The 21924-nt window shown below is 57.3% G+C and carries 23 protein-coding genes and 1 tRNA gene; 6 read left to right on the top strand and 18 right to left on the bottom strand.

Annotation, left to right across the window (positions count from 1 at the left end; translation table 11 throughout):
* Positions 1-3: 3 nt before the first annotated feature.
* Positions 4-744: an AraC family transcriptional regulator gene (locus tag OQ287_RS09365; protein ID WP_250935495.1), complete on the top strand. Its 741-nt coding sequence runs from the start codon at positions 4-6 to the stop codon at positions 742-744.
* A 140-nt stretch (positions 745-884) separates the two neighbouring features.
* Here OQ287_RS09365 and OQ287_RS09360 read toward each other — a convergent pair whose 3' ends face one another.
* Positions 885-1943, bottom strand: a complete 1059-nt coding sequence (locus tag OQ287_RS09360; protein ID WP_250935494.1) for an SDR family oxidoreductase — start codon at positions 1941-1943, stop codon at positions 885-887.
* Between the two features lie 102 nt (positions 1944-2045).
* On the opposite strand from OQ287_RS09360, the gene OQ287_RS09355 reads away from it, so the two are divergent.
* Positions 2046-2984 (top strand): LysR family transcriptional regulator, encoded by a 939-nt coding sequence (locus OQ287_RS09355; RefSeq protein ID WP_322974114.1) that lies wholly within the window; start codon positions 2046-2048, stop codon positions 2982-2984.
* 300 nt (positions 2985-3284) lie between these two features.
* Here OQ287_RS09355 and OQ287_RS09350 read toward each other — a convergent pair whose 3' ends face one another.
* The 3 genes from OQ287_RS09350 to OQ287_RS09340 form a co-directional block, all read right to left on the bottom strand.
* On the bottom strand, positions 3285-3665 hold the full coding sequence (locus OQ287_RS09350; RefSeq protein WP_265896272.1) for a hypothetical protein: 381 nt from the start codon (positions 3663-3665) through the stop codon (positions 3285-3287).
* Positions 3666-3704: 39 nt separating this feature from the next.
* Entirely contained in the window at positions 3705-4235 is a 531-nt protein-coding gene (locus tag OQ287_RS09345) for a GNAT family N-acetyltransferase (RefSeq protein WP_265896271.1), read from the bottom strand.
* A 64-nt stretch (positions 4236-4299) separates the two neighbouring features.
* Complete coding sequence (locus OQ287_RS09340; RefSeq protein ID WP_265896270.1) at positions 4300-4863, bottom strand: GNAT family N-acetyltransferase; 564 nt, start codon at positions 4861-4863, stop codon at positions 4300-4302.
* A 191-nt stretch (positions 4864-5054) separates the two neighbouring features.
* Here OQ287_RS09340 and OQ287_RS09335 point away from each other — a divergent pair, with 191 nt between their 5' ends.
* On the top strand, positions 5055-6188 hold the full coding sequence (locus OQ287_RS09335) for a GGDEF domain-containing protein (RefSeq protein WP_265896269.1): 1134 nt from the start codon (positions 5055-5057) through the stop codon (positions 6186-6188).
* 399 nt (positions 6189-6587) lie between these two features.
* On the opposite strand, the gene OQ287_RS09330 is transcribed toward OQ287_RS09335, so the two are convergent.
* On the bottom strand, positions 6588-8096 hold the full coding sequence (locus OQ287_RS09330; protein WP_265896268.1) for an ATP-dependent nuclease: 1509 nt from the start codon (positions 8094-8096) through the stop codon (positions 6588-6590).
* 487 nt (positions 8097-8583) lie between these two features.
* On the opposite strand from OQ287_RS09330, the gene OQ287_RS09325 reads away from it, so the two are divergent.
* A complete protein-coding gene (locus OQ287_RS09325) occupies positions 8584-9120 on the top strand; it encodes a DUF3237 domain-containing protein (RefSeq protein WP_265896267.1) in 537 nt (178 codons plus the stop codon).
* A 52-nt stretch (positions 9121-9172) separates the two neighbouring features.
* On the opposite strand, the gene soxR is transcribed toward OQ287_RS09325, so the two are convergent.
* Positions 9173-9604: a redox-sensitive transcriptional activator SoxR gene (soxR, locus tag OQ287_RS09320; protein ID WP_265896265.1), complete on the bottom strand. Its 432-nt coding sequence runs from the start codon at positions 9602-9604 to the stop codon at positions 9173-9175.
* Between the two features lie 99 nt (positions 9605-9703).
* On the opposite strand from soxR, the gene OQ287_RS09315 reads away from it, so the two are divergent.
* Positions 9704-10900 (top strand): MFS transporter, encoded by a 1197-nt coding sequence (locus OQ287_RS09315; protein ID WP_322974113.1) that lies wholly within the window; start codon positions 9704-9706, stop codon positions 10898-10900.
* A gap of 596 nt (positions 10901-11496) precedes the next feature.
* Here the strand turns inward: OQ287_RS09315 and OQ287_RS09310 are convergent.
* The 12 genes from OQ287_RS09310 to OQ287_RS09255 all read right to left on the bottom strand — a co-directional run bounded on the left by OQ287_RS09310 (position 11497) and on the right by OQ287_RS09255 (position 20863).
* Positions 11497-11994 (bottom strand): hypothetical protein, encoded by a 498-nt coding sequence (locus OQ287_RS09310; protein ID WP_265896264.1) that lies wholly within the window; start codon positions 11992-11994, stop codon positions 11497-11499.
* Positions 11995-12116: 122 nt separating this feature from the next.
* Positions 12117-13151 (bottom strand): hypothetical protein, encoded by a 1035-nt coding sequence (locus OQ287_RS09305; protein WP_265896263.1) that lies wholly within the window; start codon positions 13149-13151, stop codon positions 12117-12119.
* A complete protein-coding gene (locus OQ287_RS09300) occupies positions 13148-14956 on the bottom strand; it encodes a DUF927 domain-containing protein (RefSeq protein ID WP_265896262.1) in 1809 nt (602 codons plus the stop codon). Before OQ287_RS09300 ends, OQ287_RS09305 begins: the two co-directional genes overlap by 4 nt.
* Entirely contained in the window at positions 14946-15968 is a 1023-nt protein-coding gene (locus OQ287_RS09295) for a toprim domain-containing protein (RefSeq protein ID WP_265896261.1), read from the bottom strand. The genes OQ287_RS09300 and OQ287_RS09295 overlap by 11 nt, the downstream gene beginning before the upstream one ends.
* Positions 15961-16248 carry a hypothetical protein gene (locus tag OQ287_RS09290; protein WP_265896260.1) on the bottom strand — a complete coding sequence of 96 codons (288 nt, stop codon included), beginning with the start codon at positions 16246-16248 and terminating at the stop codon, positions 15961-15963. The genes OQ287_RS09295 and OQ287_RS09290 overlap by 8 nt, the downstream gene beginning before the upstream one ends.
* On the bottom strand, positions 16241-16519 hold the full coding sequence (locus OQ287_RS09285; protein WP_265896259.1) for a hypothetical protein: 279 nt from the start codon (positions 16517-16519) through the stop codon (positions 16241-16243). The genes OQ287_RS09290 and OQ287_RS09285 overlap by 8 nt, the downstream gene beginning before the upstream one ends.
* A gap of 435 nt (positions 16520-16954) precedes the next feature.
* Positions 16955-17152, bottom strand: a complete 198-nt coding sequence (locus OQ287_RS09280) for a hypothetical protein (RefSeq protein ID WP_265896258.1) — start codon at positions 17150-17152, stop codon at positions 16955-16957.
* Positions 17149-17427 carry a helix-turn-helix transcriptional regulator gene (locus tag OQ287_RS09275; RefSeq protein WP_265896257.1) on the bottom strand — a complete coding sequence of 93 codons (279 nt, stop codon included), beginning with the start codon at positions 17425-17427 and terminating at the stop codon, positions 17149-17151. Before OQ287_RS09275 ends, OQ287_RS09280 begins: the two co-directional genes overlap by 4 nt.
* 256 nt (positions 17428-17683) lie before the next feature.
* On the bottom strand, positions 17684-18160 hold the full coding sequence (locus tag OQ287_RS09270; RefSeq protein ID WP_265896256.1) for an SMI1/KNR4 family protein: 477 nt from the start codon (positions 18158-18160) through the stop codon (positions 17684-17686).
* 525 nt (positions 18161-18685) lie between these two features.
* Positions 18686-19876 carry a tyrosine-type recombinase/integrase gene (locus OQ287_RS09265; RefSeq protein ID WP_265896255.1) on the bottom strand — a complete coding sequence of 397 codons (1191 nt, stop codon included), beginning with the start codon at positions 19874-19876 and terminating at the stop codon, positions 18686-18688.
* Between the two features lie 166 nt (positions 19877-20042).
* Positions 20043-20119: transfer RNA gene (locus OQ287_RS09260), tRNA-Arg, on the bottom strand.
* A gap of 57 nt (positions 20120-20176) precedes the next feature.
* Positions 20177-20863 carry a type 1 glutamine amidotransferase domain-containing protein gene (locus OQ287_RS09255; protein WP_265896254.1) on the bottom strand — a complete coding sequence of 229 codons (687 nt, stop codon included), beginning with the start codon at positions 20861-20863 and terminating at the stop codon, positions 20177-20179.
* 182 nt (positions 20864-21045) lie between these two features.
* On the opposite strand from OQ287_RS09255, the gene OQ287_RS09250 reads away from it, so the two are divergent.
* Positions 21046-21729 carry a DUF4396 domain-containing protein gene (locus tag OQ287_RS09250; RefSeq protein ID WP_265896253.1) on the top strand — a complete coding sequence of 228 codons (684 nt, stop codon included), beginning with the start codon at positions 21046-21048 and terminating at the stop codon, positions 21727-21729.
* Positions 21730-21924 lie beyond the last annotated feature (195 nt).

Raw genomic sequence — 21924 nt, 5'->3', positions numbered from 1 at the left:
GCCATGACCACAACACGATCTGACTGGTGCGTTCAATCGCCGCTGGCGCATATCGAACGAATCGAAGCCCGCTTTCAGGGCCATGCCTACAGCATGCATCGGCACGACACCTACGCCATCGGCATCACCCTGCAGGGAATTCAAAGCTTTCACTACCGCTCGACCCACCTGAGCAGCGTGCCGGGCACGGTGATTGTGGTACATCCGGATGAGCTTCACGACGGCCATGCCGGCGATGAGCAAGGATTCCAGTACCGCATGCTGTATGTGCGCCCGGCGCTGATTCAATCCATTCTGGGCGGGCGCTCCCTGCCTTACCTGGAAGGTGGGTTATCCCGCGATCCGCGGCTGGTTCGCGCCGTGCAGGCCCTGTTGAGTGACATGACGCACGCCACCTGTGCGCTGGAAGAAACGGATGGCCTGTTCGATCTGGCCATGGCGCTGGACGCCACCGGTGATACAAAAGCGCCCAGGACGCGCCAGTCGATCAACCACACCGCTGCCGAGCGGGTTCGCCAGTATCTGGATGCCCACTGGCAGGACAACGTCAGCCTTGAACTGCTGGAAACCCTGGCCGACCGGGAGCGCTGGTCATTATCAAAGGATTTTCGCGCCCTGTTTGGCACCAGCCCCTACCGCTACCTCACCCTGCGACGGCTGGACCATACCCGGCAGTTCATCGCCGAGCAGGCGTCGCTGTCCGAAGCCGCCTTTCGTGCAGGCTTTGCCGATCAAGCCACATGAGCCGCGCCTTCAAACGCGCCTTCGGCATCACCCCCGCCCGATGGCAGAAGCTGATCACGCCACGTCAGCAGGGCACCATCCACGAAAAGGCCCGCCCCTCATGACAATGGGCGGGCCGTTCAGTGCAAAACCGTGGGCGATTACGGAATCACCTTCTCCGCCCGCAGCCGGGTGAAGAGGTCGAAAAAGGCCGCCCGCGTCTCACGAAACGCATCAAAGCCGAAGTCACGGCATTTGACGATATCGTTCACGCACTCCTGCTCGCGGCCAAGGTCAGCATCGGTGTGCCACCAGGAGGCGAGCTTCGTCACGTCCGATTCGGCCAGACCGTGCTGCTCGGCAATCCTTTCCCATTCGGGCTCAAGACCGGCCATCTGCTCTTCCAGCGGCTGCGGCGTTTCGGGGCAATCTGCCACCTCGAGGCCGAAGAACTCACCGAGTTCCTGCCACATGCGACGCCAGCGGAAGGTATCCCCATTGACCGTATTGAATGCCTGATTGTGCGCGCCCGGTGTCAGCGCGGCCCACTCCATCTGACGAGCCAGCAGCAGCGCATCGGTCATGTCGGTCAGCGCGTTCCACTGCAGCTGCGAACCGGGGAAGACAAACGGCTTGCCGGTGGCCTTGCAGATCGAGGCGTACACCGCCAGGGTGGTGCCCATGTTCATCGCATTGCCGCGGGCATGGCCGATCACGGTATGCGGGCGGTGCACGTTCCAGGCAAAGCCGTATCTGCCAGCGGCTTCGATCATGATGTCTTCCAGGGTGTAGTAGAAGTTCTCCCCCGAGACCCGCGGAGCCGATTCACGAAACGGCGTTTCAACCCGGCCGCTGCCGTAGCTTTCAAAGGACCCCAGATACTGCTTGGTGCCGGTGACCAGCGCCGCATGCACGAGCCTTTCCGGGTCCAGCGCGGAGAACAGGTTATTCATCATCGCGCCATTGGCCTCGACGTTTTCCTGCTCGGTATCGCGCCGCGTCCAGGTGCAATAGAACACATGGCTGACCGGCAGCCCCTTGAGGGCCCTGGCCGTGGCATCGGCATCAAGCAGATTCGCCGATACCGGAATCACCCCCGCCTGCTGTGACGGCGTGCGCGACAGCCCGTATACCGTCCAGCCACTGGCGACCAGATACGTGGCCAGATTACCGCCGGTAATGCCGGTGGCACCTACGACCAGTGCGACTCCTGTCTGCATGTTCAAGCTCCCGTGCTCATTCATTGATGAGGGGAAGTATGGCCCTTGCATCCTGTTGCCGAAATCGCACATGCTGCAAATTATTATTGCACCAGGCGCAACATGATGGATCTCAACGCATTACGTACCTTCGAGCGGGTCGCGGCCACCGGCAGCTTTACAGCGGCAGCGCGCCATTTTCACCGTGCCGTCTCCTCCGTATCGCGCCAGATCAGCGCGCTGGAGCAAAGCCTTGGCGTTCGGCTGCTGTACCGGCATACCCGGGCAGTGACGCTGACCGAGGCCGGCCGGCAGTACTACGAGCAGATTCGCGGCACCCTCGAACAGCTCGACCAGGCCACCGAGGCGCTGAAAAGCCCAACGCTCGAACCTTCCGGCACACTGCACATCAATAGCCCGGTGGCCTTCGGCCGCCATCAGGTCGTGGGGCTGGTGCGCGGGTTTCACGCCCGCTACCCCGCCATACGCACCGAACTGCTGCTGACCGACACCATGACCGACCCGGTGCGCGAAGGCAGCGACATCACCTTTCGGGTCGGGCGGCTGGCCGACTCCTCACTGATCGCCCGGCCACTGGCACCCATGCACTATGTGGTCGCCGCTGCCCCTGCCTACCTGGCCGAGCACGGCACACCGGATACCCCTGACGCGCTGCAACACCATGACTGCCTGCTCTATCAGGGGCAGATGGGCCGGCAGCGCTGGTACTTTGAATCCCCGCAGACACACACCCCCCAGGCTCATGAGCTGACCGGCAGCCTTTACAGCAATGACGCCGACAGCCTGCTGCAGGCCGCCCTGCTCGGCCAGGGCATCGTGGCCTTTCCCACCTGGCTGATCGGCCACGCCCTGGCCACCGGGCAACTGGTGCCCCTGCTACGCGCGTGGCGCTGCGAAGTGGTGCCGGAGCGCCGCATGATTCATGTACTGACCACCGACGGACGGCTGCGCACCCCCAAGGTACAGGCCTTTTTGAACTACCTTCAGGACACCATCGGCGACACGCCGCCCTGGGATCAATGGCACGCCCCCGCCACCTGAGCCCTGCTTCACACCGGCCTCATCACACGGCCCTGGCCCGCCCTCCAGCGAAACAGACACCACCAGGGCCATGCATGCCTGGCGCCTGGCCCTCGCGTTAACAATCCCTGCCCGGAACACACCAAACCGAACAGAAGCTTATCCATTTCAGACAATACCGAAGCGCATTCCTGCAAGACTGAAAGGGCGCAACCAAAGCGCCCACGGGCAGCCATTTCCCAGGGCATGTTCTGATGACCGGCACGCAGCGGAGGCTTCATGAAATTCACATCGCTTCTTTTTTCAACACTCCTGGTGGCCTCAGCGCCACTCATCAACATGACCGTCATGAATCACGCTCAGGCCCAGGGGGCGGGCACCGAGGCCGGTACGGCCCTCCCTCACGGGGACAGCCACGGGGCACAGGGTCACGATGGCAGTGACGGCGGACATGGCGGTGCCGGTGGCCGTGGTGGAGATGGGGGCAATGGCGGTGCCGGTGGCCGTGGCGGGGATGGCGGTGACGGGGGCAATGGCGGTGCCGGTGGCCATGGAGGAGATGGCGGCGACGGCGGACATGGCGGTGCCGGTGGCCGTGGAGGAGACGGCGGCGCCGGATGGGCGGGAGCCGACGGCACGCCAGGTCAGAATGGTGCGAATGGTGCCCCGGGGCAGGATGGCCGCGATGGCACCAATGGGCATGACGGATAAGGCCCCGCACGTACCACCTGCATGGGCGGGCTACACGGCTGGAATACTGGCCCCCGGCGCACTCCATTCCTCGGCGGTGATCGCGTAGCGCTCGTGATCCCGCCACTGCCCGTCAATATAGAGGTAGCGCGGTGAATAGCCTTCCAGCCGAAACCCCAACGCGGTGACCAGCCCCACCGAGCGCGCATTGGCCGGCTGAATATTGGCCTCCAGCCGATGAAGCCGGTGCGTCTCAAAGGCGCGCGATATCACCGCCCCCAGCGCCGCCTTCATCAACCCCCGGCCCTGGTTCGGGGAAAAGGCGTAGTAACCAAGGTACGCCGACTGAAGCGCCCCGTGCACCATGTGGTTCACATTGATGCAGCCCACCAGAGAGCCATCCCCGGCCCGGGCCAGGTAACTGCAGTGCGCATCCGAGCCATAGCGGCGCAGGTACTCGACGTACTGCTCCCGCGTGCTCGGCGGGCTGACCCAGCCCGCCAGCAGGGCCTCACTGCGGCGCACTGCCGCCAGAAACGCGGAGGCATGCGCCGGCCCGGGATGAAATATTTCCACGGTCATCATCACAGCCTGTGTGTGAACATGCCGGTATACCCGGCCGATAAACGAAACAGGGCAGCCCGGTTCATTGCCCGCCCTTTCCCTGCGAGGGGCTGACGCCTCGTTCAGAAGACTGCCACTGCCGCTGCGTCAGCCGATAGACCCGCACGGTACGGTCATGAAATGGCTGAAGCTCGAAACTGCCAAACCCGACCTTCCCGACCACCTTCTGCGAGGCCACGTGATCAGGTGCAATGATAGCCACGACCGAAGCACACTGCTTACGGCCGAAGGCATGATCAAGTACCGCAGCGGCCGCCTCGGACGCCAGGCCCTGCCCCCAGTAGCGCCGGGCAAGCCGATACCCCAGGCTGATTTCCTCCACGCCGGCCACGCGCTCGGGCCCGATGCCACAAAACCCCACCAGCGCCCCATCGCGCCTGTCCTCCAGCGCCCAGGGGCCGAAGCCGTGGGCGATATAACCGGCCAGGCACTCCTCGACGAAGTGTCGGGTGGCGGCTTCATCGCACACGCCCCTGACCGAGAACGTCATCACGCCAGGGTCACTCAGGATGTTCGTCAACGCCGGCACATCCTCCAGCACCAGAGGCCGTATCACCAGCCGTGGTGTCTCGCATATCGGCATCATCTCCTCCGAGCCTGTCTGATTCCCTGCGTTGCCTCATGTAACGCGCTACCCAGTCGATAAGGAACAGGTAGTGATCGCACGATGGTACCAGCGCCGGCCCGACAGGTTTGCGCGCGTAGACGCCACGGCCAGCCGCCAGTCATGAGCATGGAAGGCACGAGCCCCTTTCGTGCGTTATACAGGGTAAACCGATGATAAAGGTGATCAGAAAATGCTGGTCTCCGGGAGTGGCAGGCAACCCGGGAAAGCTGCGCCGCCAGATAGAACTGTGCAACCAGCTGGGGCTTTTCTGCGCAACGGCCACCCTTCCGTACCAGCTTTTCTATTACTTCCATGATTACGCCATGTACCGCGGCGTGTTTCTATCCAATAGTGTATTCATCGTGTTTTATCTATCGGTGCTGCTGCTCAATCACCTGCGCTGGCATACCACCGCCAGTAACCTGCTGCTGCTGAACAGCGTGACCCAGTTGTTTGTCGTTACGTCCTTTGTGGGCACGAATACCGGCGTCAGCCTGTTTTATTTCAGTTTTGCCTCCGTTGTCATCTTTCTTTACCAGAACCTTCGCAAATGGGCCTATACCGCCATCATGGCGTCCATCGGCCTGCTGTATCTGCTGTTGCAGTTTCTCTACCCCGGCGAGGAGGCCTTGACCCCGGTTCCCCCACCCTGGCGGGAAATAATGTACGGCGGCAGTGTGACCGGCGTTCTACTGCTTTCCGGCACGATTCTCTACCTGCTTCACCGGGAAGTGAGCCGGGGCGAGGAAGAGCTGACCCTGAACAACCAGTACCTGGAAGCCCTGAGCCATACCGACGCCCTTACCGGGTTGGCCAACCGCCGCGCGCTGGACAAGGCCCTTGAGCGGGAATGGTCCCGGCTTTCACGGTATTCCGGGGTGCTGACCGCCATCATGTGCGATGTAGACCACTTCAAGCGCTTCAATGACTACCACGGCCACGACGGCGGCGACCGCTGCCTGCAGCAGATAGCCACCGTGCTCAAGGGGGTGCTTTCCAGGCCATCGGATCTGGCGGTGCGCTACGGCGGGGAAGAATTCGCGCTGGTACTGCCAGGCACGGATGAACAGGGCGCCCGCCTGCTGGGGGAAAGGCTTCGCCGCGCGGTGGAACAACTGCACATTGCCAACGAAGGCATCAGCGAACACGCCAGTGTGACCATCAGCGTGGGGGCATCCAGCATCGCGCACGTTGATGCCCGCATCGGCGCTCACGGTGCCGACCGGCTGTTCAAGCGCGCCGACCAGGCCCTTTATCAGGCCAAGGCCAACGGGCGGAATCAGGTGGTGTATCTGCCGTATTGACGCCATGGTTGATTGGGTGGGCAGGTGTTTAGGGAAGAATCGATTGGCGTGTCTCAGTGGTAATAAGAACGTGCCGTGATAGGTTTGAAGTGCCATGGCATTTAATATAAAAGCCCGAGGCAGGACTATAAAAGCAGTCTAACTTATTGTTTACAAGCGAATAAAAAATAAAGCCCCCGGCCAGTATACCTATCGATATACCATATCTTCTTTAAAGACAGATCAATTCTTGGGGGCTTTAAGGTTATGTTTAAGAAGGCGGTACACCTGCATTACTTAATGTAACCGGTGAGATCTTGCATCGTTGCCGGACAGAATCAGCTCTGAAAATATCTTGCACGAGAACATTTGCACAGATTTTATGCTTATGAAAGCTCTTATTATTTATAATAAACCTTATTAATTTTGCGCTATACCTATTTCATCTGATTCAAGCGGTAGCAAACCATGCAAATCTGTTGACATAGTTTCAATATACTCTTGGTTCAACCTGCACCATATAGATAAAAATGCTTCTTTTACTCTTGCTTCAGAAACGAACCCTATTCTTCTTCCTAGCTGTGAATAAAGCAAATGGGGATCTCTATTAGTATTCCTAACGCTTTTAACTTCTTCTTTCAATTTAGCTTCAAACTCATATGGTTTGAGCAAAGAAACTGCAAGCTCTCCTGAAATATTATCGATGCGTTCAACAATAAAATCATAGACCGCCGATTCAGGACATTGCCCGGGGAGTCTAAAAATATGCTCTAATGAATTATCGTCTTGATCAGAATCCCCATCAATTATGCATACAGACTTTTGCGCGACACTTGGATCTAAATTATGATTTTTATGAACTTTGACAGCAGTACCATCACCTTTCATAGGATGTATAGAAACAGCGTCTCGAGCTATTTTGTCTACTGAGTTAATAATTGCATCAACCCACAACTCAGCAAAATCATCCTCAACAAAGATTACTAACTTTGAGCCAATTTGACCACTTATTGCTCTAAGAGACCTAATATCTAGTTTACCCTGATAAAGCTCTCCATTAACCGAGGCCCAAATAGCTTTGCTGGGTAATGGAAGCAACGCATCATTAGAATGGGTGGTAAAAATTGCTTGAATTTTTTTGCGCTCAGCAAGTTCAATAAGATATTCAACCATCCTGATTGTGGCTATAGGATGTAAGCCATTTTCTATTTCTTCAATTATTACAAGAGAGTTATCACCAACGGCCTCTAATCCAAGAACCATTCTTATAATACTTGATTCCCCCGCACCAAAGTGGAACTCTGAAAAAAGATCGCCCTCATCGTTAGCCCCCGACAATAACGTAACATTTCCTTTTTCATCAACTTGTATATTTTTATAATCGGATACATCTTTGTCTAAAATTGAAGATACTGATCTAGCAACATTTTCTGACAAAGAGCTTATTTTATCATCTGCGACTTCAAAATTGTTTGAAATACATTTTCTTAATTCTTTCCTTTCCCCTGCGGGTACTGTCCTTGAGACTCCGAAAACGAGCACTTCTCTATCCAGAGTATTTCTTGCCCATTTTAAATTATGGTATCTTGCAGATCGCCTAAGGGTATCAGTTGGTTTAACATCCTTATCTATGGCTTCATACTCTATTTTCCAATTCAACATGCTAGTATCATACGTCCCGCTTTTTGCGAAGAATAAAGCTGGAGCAATTTCTTTATATAATATCGCTGCGGCACCAGCTATAGTAGTTTTACCCCCACCATTTGGGCCAACTATAGCTGTCACAGGAAATTCAAAATAAATTGATTTATCATTGATCGACCTAGCTTTGTCAATCATGACTCTTAAAAGATATTTTCCATATTTGCGGCTTCTAACTTTTTCCAAAAGATCGTTTATTTGACTTTCTCTTATTTCACTTTGAAACATATTCACTTTACCTATTTTATAATCGTTGGAAATATTGACTCAATAAGAAGCGATAATTTTACTGCTTTAACATTGACACCCTCGGCGCGCTGTCGACTCCCCGCCCCGCCTGCGCGCTAAATAGGTCGGTTTTATTGCACCCTTGCAGATAGCTCCAAGCCGCCCCAGCACTGGGCCGGATGAGGGGTTGAGGGGGTCATATTCGCTTGCGATTCCTTGCAAATATGGCCTGCCGTTACACGTGCCCTTGCACCCTGTCGGCCTGAGCCCGCCTGTACTAAAGGTATCACTAAATTAAAGACGTCCTCACTTATCCAAAGGAAGCCCACCTGTTCCACAACACGTACCTCCCTGCCCAACGCCGGAGGGTTTGCCAATACCGGATACTGGTGCGCCAGGTAACTGCTGTATGTTCATTGATTAGCCGGGGCGCACAGACTGGCGACGGCATCATCTCCAACAATAAAACAGCAAAGGCTATCCCCTAATGAAGAAACTGACGTGCCTTTTACTCAGTGTGTTTTCGATGGCGAGCCTGAATGCGTTCAGCGCCGAGAAGGATCCGAACAGGGATAACCGGCTGGAGACCAGGTTCGTGTACGAGTCTCGCGTGACCATTGACCCGGACCGCGCCACCGTCGGCCAGAGCAAGTACGGCGAGCGGGGCATTGTCTGGATCACCGGCGGCGACGTGAAAGGCCCGAAAATAAAGGCAAGCGTGATGCCCGGTGGAGGCGACTGGCAGTTGGGCCGCCCGGATGGCGTACTTGATCTGGAGGCGCGCTACGCGATCAAAACCGACGATGGGTACATTATTGTGGTAACCAACAAGGCCATCATTGATCACCGCCCAACGAAGGAAAACCCGGATAACGATTACGTACGCAGCGTATTGAGCTTTGAAGCGCCGATTGATAGCCCGTATGAATGGATGAATAAATCGATCTTTCTGGGCACGGTCGAGCGTGGCCCCAACTTCAAGGAAGACCCGGCCGTGATCATTCGTGTGTGGGAAGTGCTTTAGGCCTGGAGTGCTACTTGGCCTGAATCAGATTCAAACGTCTGGATGCTGGCCTCTACCGCTCTGCTTCTATATCCCCCGGATTCCTCAAGGGGCAAAGCTCCAGCGACAGGCACCCACAGCCGATGCAGTCGTTCATCTGATCTTTCAGGAGGGTCAGGTCGGCAATTTTTTCTTCCAGAACCGACTGCCACTGTCGGGACAGTGCCTCCCAGTCCTGCCGATCAGGGGCTCGATGGTGAGGTAGCACGCTCAATGCCTGGCGGATATCGTCAAGCGGTATACCGGCACTCTGGGCAATTTTTATCAGTGCGATGCGCCGCAAAACGTCACGTGAAAAGCGGCGCTGATTCCCCTGGTTACGCCAACTGGAAATCAGCCGCTGGGTATCATAGTAATGTACCGTCGACACCCTTATACCGCTGCGACGAGCCACCTCCCCAACGCTTAGCGCCCTTTTGTCAGGGTTAATACGCTTTTCCGACATGCTCTCTTGACCTCAAGTCAACGTGAGGTTTTACAGTACTTTCCGTTCAAAACGTTAAGCAAGCACTGCTGTAAAAAAGAGAGCCTTCCATTGAAAAACATGCACTTCCCAGCGTCTCATAACCTTATGAGCATTTGTCTGCTGACAATGTTGATCGGGATTAATCTTCGACCGTCGATGGCAGCCATCGGGCCTGTCGTGGAATCCATTCAAAATGATGTGCCCTTGAGCTTCATTCAAGTCTCACTGCTCACAACTCTGCCAGTCATTGCGATGGGGCTGGGATGCTTTGCCAACGGCGTCATTGTAAGACGCATGGGTATGAGCGGTGTTATTACTCTGGCTCTGATCACCATCGCGGCTTCGGATGCCCTGCACTGGGCCGGACTGGGGTTTGTCGGTTTATGGGTAGCAGCACTGGGCGCGGGCATGGGCATTGCCTTTATTCAGGCCACCCTGCCCGGCTTTATAAAACACGTGGCCGGAGACAAAACCGCGCTGGTGATGGGCGTCTATGTTGCCTCGATCATGGCAGGTGCAGCACTGGCAGCCTCTCTGACGCCTGTTATCAATCACTTTCTGAGCTGGCAAACAGGGCTTGCTGCCTGGTGCCTGGTAGCTTTAGTGGCACTGTATTTCTGGCTTCGGCGCGATCAAACGCTTTCAACGCCATCTCAAGCCGAAAACAAACAGCTCTCGTTTGATGAAATAGTAAGGATCCCTCGATTCTGGACACTGGCTATCTTTTTCGGCCTGGGAACAGCCGGTTATACCTGTCTACTTGCATGGCTCCCACCTACTTTCTCGGGTCTGGGATGGCCACCGGCCCGGGCGGGTTTCATGCTGAGCTGGCTAAGTGCCGTTGAGGTGGTGGCAGCGCTAACGTTTCCTGCTCTATCTCATCGTATGGGTGATCGACGCCCTGTTCTGATTCTCGTTTTGATGCTCTCGATTGTGGGGTTCGTCCTATTAAGTCAATGGCCTATTCAAACGGCATGGCTATCAACGACATTACTGGGGCTGGGAATCGGAGGACTGTTCCCAATGAGCCTGATTATCACCATGGATCATATTGATAACCCGGTCGCAGCAGGTCAATTGACGGCCTGGGTTCAGGGCATAGGGTACCTCATTGCATCAATATCTCCTTTTGTAGCGGGTGCCATGAAAGATGTATTGGGCGGGTTTGATCAAGCCTGGCTATTGCTGGGCGTGATTTTCACCGGACTGGTATTTATGAGCCTACAGTTCAATCGCGCCGGCATGACTAGACATATGAACGCGGTAACGGTTTGACGCACAGTCATTTCTGGCAGGTCAGGTTAAAATGGATCGCGCACGGGCTACCTTTTTCGGCCCGTGACTCGCTGAAAAGATCATCTCAGAGCTTGCCATCAGCCTTCTAAACCCCGCTCGCCATGGAAGAACGGACAGGCCCGCGTTGGAGCCCTCCCTCCTGTTCCGGTATACGTGTACGTGTCTGTGAAAAAACACCGGCAACAGTGGCAACACTGGCCACGGCCCACAACCATGCGGGTTACAGCCCGGCAACCTGTTGCCGATGCCCGAACCACTGGCAACAGGCAACGACACGAGGGCAGACATCGGGAAGAAAGCCCTATAGTAAGAAGTAGCCAGTTGTTGCCACTCATCCCTGTATTAATGGCAACGCCTCAGCCCCTCAACCATGCGGGTTACAGCACGCTGTTGCCTTGTTGCCAGTGTTGCCACTCAATTCAGGTTCCTGTAGCGATTCTCCCTCACCGTTCCAGCGCCCGATGAGTGTCATTGCCAGTGTTGGCGATCCTTTCCTCTGGCGAGCGAATGGGTTTGTGGCCGTGGCCACCTACAAAGAAAAAGATGGCCACCTCCAGTACGCCCACATGAAATTGTCAGGTCTTGAATACACAGGGAAAACAGAAAGCTTCATAAGCTTCCTTGCAGGCTCTAACAATTTCGTCTCTTCTCTGCTGTTCGGACCAGCCGTTGATACACTCGCAATACCATTCATCATCAAGAGATGAAAACTCATGAAGCGGATCCGGGTAATTCAGCGGAGCATAAAGGGCATACATCCTGGATGCACCGGATTCTGGAGAGATCTGTCCTTCAATAACCTCCAGGCTTATTACTTTTGCATAACCTTCTATTGCTGCTTCATCTCCTGGCCATAAAATACCGAGCTCGGTTAGCACTCGGTTAAAATAGTCGTCCGCTTCAAACTCATTCACTGGCTTCGACAAAGTGGCCAAAATATCAAGATTCGGCGACGCCACTCCTTGCTCAAGCAAGCTCATTGCCCACGCGATCTTATACTCACTTCCTCCTGAGCACATCGCCACCTGCCCAAGCATTTTGTAGGTTTCAATCTTCTGCGATTCAGTGAACATCCTTTTTAAACCTCTGATGTTTTGCCAATAATCACACGATACCTGGATAAATTATTGATAAGCCGTGGTCCACGCACAAAAAAGCCCCGCACATGGCGGGGCCTTCTGCTGTCCTCCGGCGGTCAGTGTTTCGTCTTGCCCGGTACGTATTCCATAGTCGCTTCCAGCTCTACCAGTCGCCGATGGCGTGCCAGTGTGGTGCCCAGCTCATTGGGGTTGGCTTCACACGCCAGAGGGGCAATGCCCTTGAGCGTTGCCGGCTGCTGGGTCTCCGTTTTCGGCAGCAGGTGCCACATCAGCTCGCCCAGCGCCGCGTACTGACGTTGACGAATATCACAACGCACCTCCCGGGCCTCCTGATCGTTGAGGCTGGTAAAGATACGTTCGCCCGGCTCGCTGGACACGTCCAGATTGTACCGGGTCATGTACCCGACGTTGTTGCACAGATCGTCGGTAATGCGTTGGAACAGCCCCTTGAGCGATGCCCGGAAAGCATCGCTTTCGAGCCCTTCAAACAGCTTTTCCGCCTCGGCCAGCAGCGTGTGATGGGTAATGACTTCCTGCGCTGCCGAAAGTCGGCGCTGAAATTCTTCCTGCGCAACTTGTGTCTGAATCTTGAACCATTCTACCTGCGGGGTCAGTAGCTCAATCATCTCGCGCTTCTGTTCGGCCTCGATGCGCCACTGGCCGGCCTGCTTTTGCTGGTAACGCACTTCCTTGCCCTGCTGGCCGGCGCCTTCCAGAAACGCCTTGCGCCAGCTTTTAGCGGCCTGCTGCTCCTGCGTCTCGGCGGCGGTGACAGTTTTCTCAAGCCGGGTCAGTTCGTCACTGGCCTGTCTCAGCCGTTCGCGCTTGTCCAGGTAGTCGATGCGGGCGGTGGCCAGACGCTCCTGCGCCTTTTCCGGCGTCATGGCCTTAATGGCCACCGTGGTAGGTTGATAGTCAAAGGTGACGTTCAGCAGACGCTGTGACGGCTGCGAGATAGATGCAGTGGCGGTCTCGGTGATCATGGTGGAATTGTCCATGGTGGTGGTTTGAGCGTTGGCAGCGGTCATGGGGTGGCTCCATGCTGTGGATGAGGGGACGGCCATCAGGCCGCCCCAGGTTGCGGGGATGAAGGTGAGCGCAGCAAAGGGCGCGACGGTTGAGCGTGTCATCGGGCACCGCCTTCTGTTTCCAGCTTTTCAGGGTCGATGACGAAGAACCGGGCACTGCCACCGCCTGGCAGGCGGTAGTTTTTCTGCTTGCGGCCTTCGTCCATTTTTACCAGGGCGTCGCGCTGGCCGAGCGCCCTGAGAATGCGCTCCCGGCTGTAGCCGGGAACGGCTTCGCCCAGTGCGGCGCGGTTAAAGAGATAGAGGCGCTTGCCCTGGTCAACTTCATAAAACCCGGCCCGATGATTGACCGTGGCGGCAAACTGCGCCGTCACGTCCGAGAACCGGCTGTCGCCGTGCAGGGCGATGAAGTCGGCCAGCGCCGTGATGATCTGACGATCTTCGGCATTGCCATCCCCCATGGTGGCCAGCCATTCATGGAACAGGTGGCGGCAGGCCTTCATGGCCGTCCCGGCAGGCCAGGGCAGGATGCCCCACTCGCTGGCCAGTTCTCCGGCCAGCGCCATGACGGCGAAGCGATCCGCGACCCGTCCGGCCTGAGAGCCTTGCACCGCGAAGTAGCGCCGCTGAGCCTTGAACCGCTCGCCCAGTGCGGCCAGCCGGTCGGGAGCCAGCAGGTACTCGACCAGGGCGGGCCCGGCATGGCCGTAATGACGGGTCACGTTCTCGGTCAGCAACCGGTGGAAGCCCTCGCCATCCAGCCCATGCACATCATCAAAGGCCCGGTACGTGCGCGTGCCTGCATTGACGTCCACCATGCGAAGCTCCGCCCCGGCGTGGGCGGTATTGCCCGCAATGGCCGCATGGTCACCCAGCGAGCGCTCGCCGCTGGAAAGCGCCAGCAGTCGCCAGTAGTTCTTGGGGCGGCCTTCCCGTTCCCGGGTCATGGTGCCGCGCCCGGTGCCATTGGCGATGGCGTAGGCATGGCTCTGGATCTGTTTGGGGCTGGCCCGGCTGAGTTCGTCAATCACCATCACGGTGTCATTGCGTGATGAAGCCTCGATCTCGACGCCGCCGCCGGACATGTCCCAGGACATCTTGAACCGATCCAGCGGCCCCCAGACGGTGGCAGCAATGTCCTGAGCCAGCGATTTACCGCTCGAGGAGTCACCGACCAGATGCACGCCGCCGCCGTTGACGCCGACCTTCTTGAGCAGCGGTCCGGCCAGTGCGCAGCAGACTGAGAGGATCAGCACCGGGTTGCCCAGGCAGTAGGCCGCCACATCACCTTGCCACTCGGCAAGCGTTCCCCGGGTATCAAAGATCCGCGCCTCCCGGCCGGAACTCTGGAACCGTACCCGATCACTGCCGATGATCCGGTGCGGCAGCACGAAGGCCCCGCTGGGGTCGTGCCAGCCCGGCCGGGTGATGGTATCGAGCACCCGGTCGGGGTGGTGGTGGCTGGCGATATAGGCCGGGACATGCTTGCGCTGGCTGTACTCGATCACCAGGCCCTGACGCATCAGGCTCTTGAGCACGTCCTCCCCCTTCCCGGCGAGCGCTTCCATCGGGATCACGCATTCACGCACCTGTCCTCGATGGGTAAACCGCAACAGGCGCCCGATGCTGCCGTCATCGGTATCGACGGTCTCGGCATCGACATGCAGCGGCGAACAGATCCAGAGATCAAACGGCAGGCCCGCGTCATCGGGGCTGGTCTGCTTGATGCCGTGATACCAGACTCCGGCGTTGAACCGCCTGCCTTCCACGGTAGTAGTGCCGGTATAGACCGCGTAGCCCGGACGCTGGAGCCGCTGGTGTTCCGGCGCAGACGGGTCGCCCACCAGAGCCAGGTTGGGTTTCTGCCCGTCGTTCTTCGGCGGCGTATGGGGCGTTTTATCCGTCATGGCGGGGCCCTCCTTGTTCGGCGGCGCGTTCTTCGGCGTCCATGCGGGCGTTGTGCCAGCGGTACAGGTCGTTGAAGTCGGTCAGGTGCTCGGGGCAGCCGTCGCGCCAGGAAGGGAACAGCACCAGCGCCCCCACGTCGATGGCAGCCTCGTTGGCCAGCCGCCGCCCCGGATTGCCCTCGGTCTGTCGGTCGTCATCTCCGGCAATCACCAGATCCAGCGAGCCATTGAGGTGGCTGCGGAAGTAACGCGCCACCGGCAGCAGGTTGCCCGCGTGCAGGGCACAGGCGACGGTATCGCCTGTCAGGTAATGAAGGGTCGCGCCGGTTGCCCAGCCCTCACACACATACAGCCGTTTGCCGGGCTCAAGCGTTCCCAGCAGGCAGTAGGCACCCTGCACCTGGCCACCCTTTAAAAAGCGCTTGGTGCCGTTGGGCTGTATCCATTGCAGGTTGACCAGCTCACCGCCTGCATAGAGGGGCACCATCAGCCAGCCCTTGTGAGACTGGCGCACACCGGTCGGTGGGATCTGCTTTTGCCGGACGTAGCGGTTGGTACGGGCATGACGCCCGGTTGCCCAGTACTTGCGCGCCCGCCTGGCTGCGGCGGCGCGGCTGGCATCGCGCTGGGCCTGGCCGGTCTCGACGCTGTCCGCCGGGGCACGGGTGTCGATCTCGGCGATCAGTGGATACAGCTCGCTGGCCCGGTAGATGCCGAGGCCCAGCCGGGCATCGATGGCACGGGCGGCGTCACCCTGACGGCAGCCGTGCAGGTAGCTGTAGAGGGAAACCAGATCACCGCCATGGGCTTCACTGTCGGCAAAGTCGTTCCACTTGCCGGTAGTCAGGGATACCCCGAACGATCCGGCGCGTCGGTCGCCGCGCAGCGCGTTGCGGGCGACCCACTCGGTACCCTGGCGCTGGCCATCGGGCAGCCACTCGGCCAACAGGGTCTCGGCATCACTCAAGGCAGCCCGACTCACCAGACGCAGGCGTTGAAGTGCATCAGCCATGGCTCACCTCCTTGTGATGCAGGGCGACGCTATACAGGTCATCGGCGTCGGCCAGCAGCAGGTAAGCGGCGTGGGTCAGGCTCTGAAGGTCGCGCCCCTCGGCAATGGTGCGGTCGAGCTCGATGCTGGACAGGGTGAACAGCATCTCGCGGGCGGCGAGCATGCGCCGTTCGGCGCACTCGATGATCTCCTTGCGCTCGGCGGTGTTGTCGATCATCAGCACCGGGGCGGTGCGGCTGGTGTTGGTCGAGAGTGGCGTGTGGGTCGGACGCTCAGCCATGAGACACCCCCGCGTCGAGCAAGATGTTCAAGTCCTCGAGCAGCTCGGTGTAGTCGGTGCGGGAGATAGCGCCGAGGGTCAGGGCCATGCGGGCCATGCCGAGCACTTCGGCGAACTGTTCGGAGCGACGATTGACGCGCAACTCGATCAGTCGGGTGCCGATCAGCGCCACGGCTTTTTGGGAATCGGGGATCGTGTTCTGAGTCGTGCGCGGTTGCGCGGGATGCAACTGGGGCGTGCGTGCAGACGCACGGGGGGCGTGCTGTGCCATGGGACAGGTTCCTTGAGTTGGTTCGGAACCGTCACCGCTGTCGCCAAACAGGTGGGTGACGGACTGTGCAGGGTTGGCGAACCGGAACTCAAGGAAACCGGCAGATCCGAAGATCTCCCCACACAGCCCGCCATAACGACATACAACGGGCACAAAAAAAGCGCCCATCCGCATGTTTATGGCGCTACTGCGCCTTGAGTGTTCCGAGTCGCCAAACCCGGTCGCAGATTTTGCTGCGACAGGCTCATCATAATCAGATCGGTGCGGAAGGAGCAAGCCCTCCTCCACGTCATTTTTTCCGGCAAGCGCTGGAAAAGACCTTCGGGGCGCGACAACTGTGCGCATAACGCGGTACTCCATCAAATTCAGGGCAAAGCTTCCCCAACCCATCCGGCGTGAGGCCGGATGGCCGGTATTACGGGTGGTTGTGGGTAATCAGCAGTCGGTCTGGAGGGAGGCCAAGTTCGATGAGAAGGTAGTACTCAACATGACCCGCACCTGGCTATGGCCTGAGGTCGATACGAAGTGGCCGGGGCGCTCAATGGCTTTGGCAAGGGCCTGTTCAATGGCCGGGATGTCGGCTTCGGTAAAACGCAGGTGCTGGCCGTCAATCTCAAGGGTGAACTGGTTCATGGGCGGGCCTCCTGTGCGGTCATTTTCAAAGTGGCGTTGCGCTGGGCGAGGCGTTCGGCAATCCAGCCATCGATCTCTTCTTCAAGCCAGGCGACGCTGTTGTCGCCAATCGGGACTGGGGCCGGGAAGGTGCCATCACTCACACCCTTATAGATCGATGAGCGGCTTTTGCCTGTCTTGAGCTCCACCTCTCGGCGGCGCAGCAGACGGTTGCCAAGCTGGATCCGCTCGACGTGCTGGTAAGCGCCGGTGTTGGAGTGTGTTGATGCCGTCATGGGCGTTTCCTGTCATGGTTGATTCAGGCAGCGCAGGTGCCGCCGGGGACAGGATCAGCTTGCCAAGGGATGGTAGGGACTTCGAGCGGCGCGCGTTGTAAAGGCGTGCTTCACAACGAAATACAACATTGAGTGTTCGACAGGCTCAAAAAAGCCGCTGCGGTCTATTGAAGGCAGTGGCTCAAGGCTGATTAAGAACGCCAAATCGACTGAAGCTTTCAACGTAGTTGGAACGGTTGAATATTCACCATTTTTGTTAAAGGGAAGACCTGATCCGGTCTAGGAAGAAAGCGCCAAAATCCTTGAATAACACCTCATTCTTGTCGAGGTTTTCTTCTTCTGAGGCACTCGGCCACCAGATAATGACAGGGCATTCCTTGTCATCTGAAACGCGTCCACAATCGAGTGAGTAATATGAGCCATCACCTCCAGCGCTCACAACAACCAGGCGAGAAGGCAAGTTGGAATCTACTCGCTCACGAAGTGTTAACCATATGGCGTCAGGGATACCAGCATTGGAAAAATCAGGTCCAATAACGCCATAAAACTCGTGCCCTGCAATATCTCCACAGCCAAATGACAGTAAAAAATCTCTGTAGCTTGGCGGAAAGACGATGCCTAAGGCCTGCTCCGCAGCTTCAATGAGGCTGGCTGGCTTTTTTCCTTCGAGATCAATCTCGAAACCATGTTTAACAGCTAAGTCGATCCCTTTAAAAACATCGATCAAGGCCATGTAGTGTCCTATAAAAAGCGCCTTGGATAGCCGGCTCTCATCGGCTTGTATAACCACAAAACGTCAGTCGGTATGAGAGTGCAGGCAAATCCGCCATCCGGACATCAGTACTGAACCGCTTATCGCAGTCAGGATGCACGCAATCAAGATAAACCGTTTTGCGGTTTCTGGAGATACGCCGGCTGGAGCGAATCCGTAGATTGCTGCCACACCCAAGGCAGGTAAAACCTAACCCCGGTGGGTTTCTGTCTGGTCTATGCCCGTAAATATTGGATAGATTCTTGCGCCAGAAAGGCCATTGATCGTAAGTGTTTCTCGATAACCTGGAGCGGGATGTCTGTTCACTCTGATAAGCACGCACAGGCTTTATGACCAGTTCAGCCTTGAGACGTGAGCTACACCCATGCCCGCCGCATCGTAATAAGACCAGGTCGTGGTTCTTTCCGAGCCTGCCTCTGTATGTAATCAACATCAGGGAGCCACAATCGCGGCATTTTTCACCTAGCCCATGCATTTTCAGGATGCCTAACCGGTTGAAAAAAGCTTGTCTGCCCAGGCCTGCATCATGGCGGGGCGTTGTTCGGGAGCCATATGCTCGGCATGGGTATAAACGCCCTGAATGCCCGGTAGCTTGTGCGAGAGCTGCATCTCGATCCACTCACCGGGATAGCCCATTTCCTTCAAACCGGTGGCCACGGTGTGACGTGTACCATGCGGTACATGGCGGCCCTCGAATCCCATACGCTTCAAAGCCATGCCAAAAGTCATATCCGAGATGATTTTTGATGCGTTGTTTCGACTTGGAAACAGATGAGGGTAATGGCCAGAGATTCGCTTGATGCGATGAAGATCTGCGATAGCCTGTCGAGGAAGGGGCACCTTGTGGGGCCGTCCCATCTTCATTCTTTCAGCAGGAATAACCCATATTCGCGTTTCGAGATTGAACTCATCCCAATGGGCCTGTCTCAGCTCACCGGGACGCACAGCCGTCATCAACAAAAGTTTGAGCCCCAGCCCTATTAGTTCATAGCCACTGTAATTCTCAATGGACCTGACAAGGTCGGGTAATTCATCCTGGCTGACGTGTGCCATATGGCGTTTCTTTCCACGCTGCAACGCCACACTCAAATCATTAAGAGGGTTGTTTGCCGCTCTGCCAGTCACGACGGCCAGCCTGTAAATATCCCGGCAGAAAAAATGCACTTTCCGCTTTTGTTCATGCTTGCCCTGGCGCTCCAGCTTGCGCAACACCTCAAGCCATTCCATTGGCGTTATATCATCCAGCCCGCGATCACCCACATAGGGCAATACGTGAAGTTCGAGAGCAGACCAGCTCATTCTGGCCCGATTGGAAGTGGCCTTCCATTGGGCTGTCTTGCCCTCATGCCACTCCTTGGCGAGTGCGTAAAAAGTGTAGCCATTGGGATAGAGCTGCTCATGCTTCTCAACTTTTCGCTGTTCCGCCGGGTCAACGCCGTCAGCAAGCAAGCGGCGTAGATCCAGTGACAACTCACGCGCTTTAGCCAGTGTAATGACCGGGTATGACCCGAGGCTGATCATATTGCGCCGTTTCGAACCATCGGGGCGGGTGTATCGAAAACGCCATCCACGCTTTCCAGAGGGAGAGATCCTCAGTTCGAGTCCCATTCCATCGGAGAGGGTTTTTACCTTATCACCTGGCTTGGTTTTCTCTATCTGGCGGGCAGTTAGGGGCATGAGTGGTATACCGAGCTTTTTCTAACAGGACAATAGGCCAGAAAGTATACCGGGAGTATGCCAGATTCGGTAGGAATTGCTCGGAACGCTCAGGACATAATCCAATGAAATTCTCTTCATTTTCATCGTCTTACTGGAACGCTTGGGATTGGTTTGGAAGGGTCAGTGGCGCCCGAGGCAGGATTCGAACCTGCAACCCACGGCTTCGAAGGCCGTTGCTCTATCCAGTTGAGCCACTCGGGCGAGGCGAACAGTGTACCGGGGATAACGCCCCGACACAAAGTGCCGGGGCGTTGAATATTACTTGATGGCCGCAAGCAGCTTTTCCGCCACGGCTTCAGAGCTTGCCGGGTTCTGGCCGGTAATCACCAGACCATCCTGCACGGCGTAGGGGCTGAAGTCGTCCACCTTGTTGTACTCGGCGCCGCGCTGTTTAAGCTCGTCCTCGAGCAGAAACGGCACCACGTCGGTCAGGCCTACCGCGGCTTCCTCGCCGTTGGTAAAGCCGGTGGCCTTTTTACCTTTCAGCACGAACTCGCCCTGCGCGTCCTTGATGTTCAGGAATGCCGCCGGGGCGTGGCATACCGCGGAAATCGGCTTGTTCTGAGCCAGAAAATCCTGCAGCAGGGCTATGGATTCGCTGTTGTCGGTCAGATCCCACAGCGGGCCATGGCCGCCGGGGTAGAAGACGGCGTCGAATTCTTCGGCCGATACGCCGCTGAGCGGTTCGGTCACCTTGATCAGCTGCTGGGTTTCCTGATCGGCATAGAAGCGGCGGGTAGCCGTGGTCTGTGCATCCTCGCTTTCGCTGTTCGGATCGATCGGCGCCACACCGCCTTTCGGCGTAGCCAGCGTGATGGCGCAGCCTGCATCCAGAAACGCGTAGTACGGAGCGGCAAATTCCTCGGCCCAGAAGCCGGTCTTGTGGCCGGTATCGCCCATCTGATCGTGTGAGGTCAGAACCATCAAAATACGTGGTGCACTCATGAAAAGTACTCCTTAAGGGGTGAACTGTTCGTAGAGATGGTAGCTCAGCGCGGCAATATCAACCCCCCGCGTCTGAAACCCGGGAGTAACACCAGGCTTGCGCTGCGGGCCAGGGGCTTCTAAACCATGATCTGACTTTCACCCGGACTCGTCATGACAGATACGACAAGGAGCGTCATATCATGCCCCCCGTTATCGCCTGGAGCTTTATTATCGCAGGCCTTGTAACCGCCGTAGCCATCGCGCTGGATATCGCCAGACGCCCCCAGCACATGAAGGTCATGAACGTGACCTGGCCGGTCACGGGCCTTTATATGCCAGTGATCGGCTGGTGGGCCTATACCGCCATGGGCCGTGCTCCCACCCGCAGTCAGCAGCAGGAAGCGCATCACGGCGACCATGCGCACCACCACCACAGCAGCAAGCCAAAGTGGCAGGGCGTGTTCGTTTCCGCCACGCACTGCGGCGGCGGCTGCACGCTGGGCGATGTCATTGCCTCCCCCATCGCTACGCTAACGGCCTTCACTCTGTTCGGCTCGGCCATGGCCGGCCATTTTCTGCTGGCGTTCCTGTTTGCCTATGCCTTCGGCGTGCTGTTTCAGTACCTGCCGATTCGGGCCATGAGCGATCAGCCTCCCGGTGCGGCATTACGCGATGCCATCAAGGCCGATACCCTGTCGCTGATCGCCTTTCAGGCGGGCATGTACCTGTGGATGCTGATTGCTACCCCCCTGTGGCTGGGCGAGATGAACGCCTTTACCCCCGAATTCTGGGCGATGATGCAGATCGCCATGCTGGTGGGTTTTTTGACGTCCTACCCGGCCAACTGGGTGCTGATCAACAAGGGCATCAAGCACGCCATGTAAGCCCGTGCGGCAGGGTTGCCCACCCTGCCGATGGCGCTGACCGCAGCACGGGTGGCCTGATGACAGGTCACCCTCCTTTTTTTCTAAACCAATAGTCTAATTGGCATGGTGGTCACGGCGACAATTCATTAGGCTGGCGTGGTTTATAAGAGAAGACCGTTCCAGCGCTTTGCTGAAACGATTCAGCACAAGGAG

The sequence above is a fragment of the Larsenimonas rhizosphaerae genome (genome assembly GCF_026240105.1).
In the GTDB taxonomy this organism is placed as follows: domain Bacteria; phylum Pseudomonadota; class Gammaproteobacteria; order Pseudomonadales; family Halomonadaceae; genus Larsenimonas; species Larsenimonas rhizosphaerae.
This window is presented reverse-complemented; position numbering and strand designations above follow the sequence as displayed.